At 39.8% G+C, this 7,724-nt stretch carries 4 protein-coding genes; all 4 read left to right on the forward strand.

All coding sequences use genetic code 11. The annotated features are described in order from the left end of the window. Nucleotides 1–36: 36 nt before the first annotated feature. Nucleotides 37–630: a response regulator gene (locus V7K67_RS19050; protein ID WP_335167919.1), complete on the forward strand. Its 594-nt coding sequence runs from the start codon at nt 37–39 to the stop codon at nt 628–630. A 13-nt stretch (nt 631–643) separates the two neighbouring features. Further along, nucleotides 644–1,909 carry a sensor histidine kinase gene (locus tag V7K67_RS19055; RefSeq protein WP_335167913.1) on the forward strand — a complete coding sequence of 422 codons (1,266 nt, stop codon included), beginning with the start codon at nt 644–646 and terminating at the stop codon, nt 1,907–1,909. Nucleotides 1,910–1,996: 87 nt separating this feature from the next. Next, entirely contained in the window at nt 1,997–7,411 is a 5,415-nt protein-coding gene (locus V7K67_RS19060; RefSeq protein WP_335167915.1) for a trifunctional serine/threonine-protein kinase/ATP-binding protein/sensor histidine kinase, read from the forward strand. 74 nt (nt 7,412–7,485) lie between these two features. Next, nucleotides 7,486–7,724 (forward strand): hypothetical protein (locus V7K67_RS19065; RefSeq protein WP_335167917.1); only part of this gene is annotated, 239 nt, incomplete at its 3' end.

Consider the following 7,724-nt stretch of genomic DNA (forward strand, 5'->3'; position numbering starts at 1 on the left):
ACGTCCAGACGTTTATATGTGTTTGGTCTGACTTAAATTACAGCGTGGCGGGGCTGTGTTCCGCCCGTTCTTTATGCCAGTTGCGTAAGTCCTGGCTTAGACAAAATACGAGAACACTTACCAGATTTAGTCATTACAGATTTAGCAATGCCCGTGATGGATGGTTTTGCCATGCTGAAACAGTTACGCAATACCGAAGACTTGAAACACCTAAAAGTGCTGGTATCATCAGCTTCGGTAGCGCAAATAGACCAGCAGATGAGTATAGAAGCAGGGGGTGATGATTTTCTGGCTAAACCGATTAATGCTCAGGATTTATTTAAGGCCTTGGCAAATCATTTACAACTCACTTGGAACTATGAAGAAATAGTGGATCAAGGAACCTCCACTATGCCAGCGTTGGCATCTGAATCAGAACTAATTGCTCCCGATGCTGCTGACTTACAAGTGTTATTAGAATTGGCTCAAGAAGGACGCTTAAAGAAGTTGGCGATCGTGGCTGAAGAAATTGAACAAAAGGATCGGCTCTATCAACCTTTTATTCAGCAAGTTTTACAACTCGTGAAGCAATTCCAGTCGGAAAAGATCGAGGAATTAATCCAACAGTATCTGACCAAAAATCACCTTTAAGGAGAAAGTAAAGATGAGCGCAATAGTAACGGGTTTAATTCTAATTGTGGATGATATACCTAGCAATTTGGATGTCATTTCTGAGGCATTGAGCGATATGGGCTATGATGTGGCGATCGCCACTAGCGGTGAACGCGCCCTTCAACAAATTGAGAGAAAACTGCCCGATTTAATTTTGCTAGACATCATGATGCCAGGAATCGACGGTTTTGAAACCTGCCGACGGTTAAAGGCAAATCCCCGTACCTGCCGCATTCCCATCATTTTTATGACTGCCTTAGCTGATACCGATAGCAAAGTTCAGGCTCTAGATTTGGGTGCAGTTGATTATGTCACCAAACCCTTTCAAGAACAGGAGGTATTGGCACGGGTAAAAACCCATCTGCAACTCCATTGCTTAACCCAAACTTTAGAACGGCAAGTGGCAGAAAAAACTGCTGAATTGCAGTCTTCCCAGCTACAACTGATCCAAAAAGAGAAAATGTCGGCTTTAGGAAATCTAGTGGCGGGCGTTGCTCATGAAATGAATAATCCTTTGGGCTTTATTGCTGCCAGTCTCAAACAAGCTAAACCCACTGTTTCTGATATTTTTGAACACTTAAAACTTTATCAAGAAAGCCTGCCCAATAAAAGTGATGAAATCAAAGACCATGCCGAATCAATCGACCTAGATTATAGCTTAGAAGACTTGCCTAAGATGATTGATTCCATGACTATGGCGTGCGATAACCTAAAAAATATTAGCACCAGTCTCCGCACTTTCTCCCGTGCTGATAGAGATTATAAAGTACCGTTTAACATTCATGAAGGCATTGATAGCACAATTCTAATTTTGAAACATCGCCTGAAGTCTAATGAACAACGTCCTGCCATTGAAGTTGTCAAGGATTATGGTGATTTACCTCAAATTGAATGCTTCCCTGGTCAATTAAATCAGGTATTTATGAATATTATCGCCAACGCTATTGATGCGTTAGACGAATCTAATTATGGACGCAGCTTTGAGGAAATTAAAGCCAATTCTAACTCCATTAAAATTACCACATCAGTCGAAAATAATCTAGTTATAATTACCATTTTGGATAATGGTAAAGGGATAAATGAACAAGTCAAATCAAAAATATTTGACCATTTATTTACTACGAAAGCTGTTGGTAAAGGCACAGGATTAGGGTTGGCGATCGCTCGTCAAATTGTTGAAGAAACTCACGGCGGAAAATTGAGTTTTAACTCTGTTTTGGGTGAGGGTACAGAATTTATTATTGAAATTCCGGTATAGTTTAGTCCTCAGATCCCCGACAACTTGCGCGAAGTCGGGGATCTTTTTTGGGAATACTAAATCTGGAAGCCTTAAGAATTTAGCAGCATGGTTAGCACTTTTGTCAGTATTCCCGGATATCGCATCTATGATTTACTCTACAATGGTTCTAGAACACTAGTTTATCGAGGGTATCGAGAGACTGACGAATTACCAGTAGTGATTAAACTGCTGAAAAATCCTTATCCCACTTTCAGCGAACTCTTGTCGTTTCGCAATCAGTACACCATAGCTAAAAATCTCAACTCACCTCTGATTGTCCAAACTTATAGCCTGGAACCCTACCAAAATGGCTATGCGTTGGTGATGGAAGACTTTGGGGGGATTTCTCTCAAGGATTGGGGAGTGGGGAGTAGGGAGTGGGGAGTGGGGGGAAGCGTAGAATCTCTGATGGAGTTTTTAGAAATAGCGATCGCACTATGCAACACCTTAGATGTACTCTACCGGGAGCGGATTATTCACAAAGATATCAAACCCGCCAATATTCTCATTAATCCAGAAACCAAACAAGTTAAATTAATCGACTTTAGTATCGCCTCCTTACTACCACGAGAAACCCAAACGCTAATCAATCCCAATGTCTTAGAAGGGACACTGGCTTATATTTCCCCTGAACAAACTGGACGGATGAATCGGGGGATTGATTACCGAACTGATTTTTATTCTTTAGGTGTAACATTCTACGAGTTACTTACTGGAGTTTTACCATTTCAATCAAACGATCCGATGGAGTTGGTGCATTGTCATATTGCTAAACAACCTCCTTCAGTTATCAGAGATGAGATACCGCAGGTGTTGTCAGATATCGTGATGAAATTGATGGCGAAGAATGCCGAAGAGAGATATCAGAGTGCTTTGGGTTTGAAGTTTGATTTAGAAAATTGTTTACATCAACTACAGTCAACTGGTATAATTAAGGGCTTTGAAATTGGGAAACGGGATGTGTGCGATCGCTTCATCATTCCTGACAAACTCTATGGACGAGAAACCGAAGTAGAAAACCTACTCCAAGCATTTGAAAGAGTGAGCCTGGGTGCAACAGAAATGATGCTGGTAGCTGGTTTTTCGGGAATTGGTAAAACTGCGGTTGTCAACGAAGTTCATAAACCGATTGTGCAGCAACGCGGTTATTTTATCAAAGGGAAATACGACCAATTTCAGCGCAATATTCCTTTCAGTGCATTTGTGCAAGCTTTCCGGGATTTAATGGGGCAATTGCTCACAGAAAGTGATGTTCAAATCCAGCAATGGAAAAGCAATATATTAGAGGCTGTGGGGGAAAATGGACAAGTAATTATTGAAGTTATCCCCGAACTAGAAAAAATTATTGGTATCCAACCAGCAGTACCAGAATTATCAGGAACTGCTGCCCAAAATAGATTTAATTCAATATTTCAGAAATTTATTAGCGTTTTTACAACTAAAAAACATCCCTTAGTGATGTTTTTGGATGATTTACAGTGGGCTGATTCGGCTTCTTTCAAACTGGTTGAATTATTGATGGGTGAGGATAGCGGATATTTATTATTAATTGGTGCTTACCGGGATAATGAAGTGTCTCCAATACATCCTTTGATGATGACTTTGGAGGAGATGCATAAAGTGGGTGCAGTTATTAATAGTATTACATTGCAAGTTCTTAGTGAAAATACTTTAAATCGACTGGTTGCAGATACTTTAAATTGCATACACGACCTAGCGACACCTTTGACGCAGTTAATTTATCAAAAAACTCAAGGAAACCCATTTTTTAGTACACAGTTCCTCAAGGCTTTGTATGAAGATAAATTGATTGTATTCAACTCTGAACTAGGATGCTGGCAGTGCGATATTACCCTAGTTAAACAAGCTGCATTGACTGATGATGTGGTAGAATTTATGGCACAACAGTTACAAAAGCTGCCTTTTTCAACTCAAGGGATTTTAAAGTTAGCGGCATGTATTGGCAATCAATTTAATTTGATGACTTTAGCAGCTGTTTCTCAACAGTCAGAAAATGAAACTGCTGCCGCACTTTGGAAAGCTTTGCAGGAAGCTTTGGTTTTACCGCAAAGTGAAATTTATAAGTTTTATATTGCCGACGAAGAAGCAATTTATCAACAAGAAATGTCCCATGTTGTTAATTACAAATTCTCCCATGACCGCATTCAGCAAGCTGCTTATTCATTAATTCTTGACAAAGATAAACAAGCAACACATCTACAGATTGGACGTTTATTATTATCCAATACTTCCGATGTCAAACAAACAGATAAATTATTTGATATCGCCAATCAATTGAATATGGGAATTTCCCTGATCGCCGATGATATCGAGAAAAGTAAAGTTGCCAAAATCAATCTCAATGCTGCTCAGAAAGCGAGAAGGGCAACGGCATATTCAGCGGCTTTTAGTTATGCAGAAAAAGGGATGAGTTTGTTAGATGATAATAGTTGGCAACGGCAATATAATATTACTCTTAGTTTGCATAATATTGCCGCAGATACAGCATTTTTGACGGGTAGGTTTGCAGAAGTCACTCAATTGATGCAGGTAGTAAAACTTAATTCCCAAACAGTAGTAGATAACCTTGCTGTTTATGAGGCTCAAATTCAAGCTTATAGTGCCCACAAGAATTATCAAAAGTCGATTGATACGGGTTTAGAATTTCTCCAATTGTTAGGGATTAAATTACCATCGCAGCCAAGTAAATTACAAGTGTTGGCAGAATTAATCAAAACTAAGGTTTTATTGCGTGGTAATTCCTTAGAAAAGCTGTTGCAATTACCTGTGATGACAAATCTAGAAACTATTGTCGTACTGCGAATTAGCAATTTAATTTCCTATCCAGCATATTTCTGTTCACAGCCATTAATGGCACTATTGGCATTTCTAGGTGTCCAAAAATCCCTTCAACAGGGTAATTCTATCTGGTCATCTAGTTTTTATACAATCTATAGCATTATTTTATCAAGTTTGCAGGAATTAGAAGCAAGTTATCAAATGGGGCAATTTTCCCTCAAGTTACTAAATAAATTACCAAACCTCTACATTGAAGGAAAAATAAAAGTAAGCATAGCAATCTTCAGCCAAATTTGGCAACAACCACTCAGCAACAGCTTACACTTGATTCAAGAAGGCAAACAGGCAGCCTTGAATTGTGGAGATTTTGCTTTCGTAGGTCTGGGATACTTCAGTGAAATTCATGTAGGTTTCCTCTCAGGAAAGCTACTCATTGAGTTGTTACCAATCTCTGAACTCTACCATCAAGCATTGACAACGGAAATACCCGATGAAGTGAGTCTACAACAAATTAGTATACTGCGGCAGCTAATGCTAAATCTGACGGAGGCATCTCCCCAACCCTATATATTAGTTGGCACAGAGTGCGATGAAACACAGCTAATTCCCCACTTTCAAGCCAGTAATGATGCTGTCTTTCTTTCTACTATTTATTACTCCAAAGTACTTATTGCATACTTGTTTAGTAATATCTCAGTAGCACTTGATGCAGCAGATGCTTCCCTTCCCTACGAACAAGAATTAATTGGCATCAATGGTATTATATCTACTTGGTTTTATGATGCCTTAACGCGATTGGCTGCTTATCCTAACTTCTCACCTCAACGAAAAAAGCAGTTACTCAAACGAGTTACCAAAGTTCAGCACAACCTAGAACGACGGGCAAAATTAGTTCCTACCGACATTAAACACAAATGCGATTTAATTAGAGCAGAACGCGATCGCATTCTCGGCAATAAACTTCAAGCACAAGAATATTACGACCTGGCAATATCGGGGGCAAAACAAAACGGCTATATTCAAGAAGAAGCTTTAGCAAACGAACTCGCGGCTAAATTTTACCTCGAATGCGGTAAAGAAAAAATCGCTCAAGTCTATATGCAAGAAGCATACTACTGTTATGCCCGTTGGGGAGCAAAAGCCAAAGTTACCGACTTAGAAAAACGCTATCCCCAACTCCTCGCCCCCATCCTCCAGCAAACCCATTCTCCCCTCTCCACGAGCGAAACTATCTTCGCATTGGGGAGTGTCACCTCCAGCATTTCCCTCACTGTAAACAGTAGCGGCATCTCAGATTCTCTTGACTTAGCTGCCATTCTCCAAGCCTCTCAAAGCTTTTCTGGCGAAATCGAACTCGAAAACCTACTTTCATCGTTGCTTTCTATCGTCATCAAAAATGCTGGGGCTAATAAATGCGTATTGATGCTGTTGCGAGACGAACGCCTGTTAATTAAAGGGTCAATTATTGAAGGTTCCGAGCCGGTGGTGTTGCAGCGCCTTCCGGTTGAGGAGAGCCAAGACATTCCCCTGAAGCTGATTTATAAAGTCTTGCACGACAGGCAGACGGCTGTGTTGTTTAATGCCACAGCTGATCCGACTTTAGCCAATGATCCGTATATCATGCGTCGGCAGCCGTATAGTATTTTGTGTAGCCCAATTTTGCATCAAGGGAAATTGATGGGCATATTGTATCTAGAAAATAATTTAGCAACGGGGGCGTTTACTAGCGATCGCGTCGAACTCCTGAATTTACTCTGCACTCAAGCGGCGATTTCCCTAGAAAATGCTCGACTTTACTCGCTTTCGCAGCAATATGTCCAACAACTAGAACAGGCATTACACAACTTGCAAAATGCCCAATTACAAATTGTGCAAAGTGAGAAAATGTCTGCATTGGGCAATTTAGTTGCTGGTGTAGCTCACGAAATGAATAATCCTCTTGGTTTTATTGCTGCTAGTCTCGAACAAGCTAAACCTACCTTCGATGATATTATTCAACATTTGAAAATATATCAAGAAAGTTTCCCCAATAAAAATTATGAAATTATTAAACACGCTAAAAAAATCGACTTGGATTATAGCTTAGAAGACTTGCCCAAAATGCTTGATTCTATGTCTATGGCGTGCGATCGCCTGGAAAATATCAGCACTAGTTTAAGAACTTTTTCCCGCGCTGATAAAGATTATAAAGTGCCATTTAATATCCACGAAGGTCTTGACAGTACGATTTTAATTCTCAAACATCGCCTGAAAGCAAACGAACAACGTCCAGCAATTGAAGTGATAACTGATTATGGTAATTTGCCCCAAATTGAATGTTTTTCTGGGCAATTAAATCAGGTATTTATGAATATTCTGGCCAATGCCATTGATGCGCTGGATGAATCAAATACGGGACGGACTTTTAAGAAAATTAAGGATAATCCCAACCGAATTACAATTAAAACCTCACTGGTAAATGAAGGCGTGAAAATTGCGATCGCTGATAATGCTAAGGGGATGAGTGAACAAGTGAAATCAAAAATATTTGACCATTTATTTACGACGAAAGCTGTTGATAAAGGGACGGGGTTAGGATTAGCAATCGCTCGTCAGATAGTCGAATCAACCCACCGTGGAAAATTAAGTTTTAACTCTGTTCTAGGTGAGGGTACAGAATTTATCATTGAAATTCCGGTATGATTTTTGGCGGTTTTTGGTAAACAACTTCAAATATCTGGGAATACTAAATCTGGAAATCTTCAGGATTTAGCAGCATGGTTAGCACTTTAGTCAGTATTCCCGGATATCGCATCTATGATTTACTCTACAATGGTTCCAGAATCCTGGTTTATCGAGGGTATCGAGAAACTGACTCGTTAAGAGTAGTGATTAAACTGCTGAAAAATCCTTATCCCAGTTTCTCTGAACTCTTGTCGTTTCGCAATCAATACACCATCGCCAAAAATCTTAACCATCCGGGAATTATTCAAACTTATAGCCTAGAACCATACCA

Origin of the sequence: Nostoc sp., assembly GCF_036917155.1 — a bacterium.
GTDB lineage: Bacteria > Cyanobacteriota > Cyanobacteriia > Cyanobacteriales > Nostocaceae > Nostoc.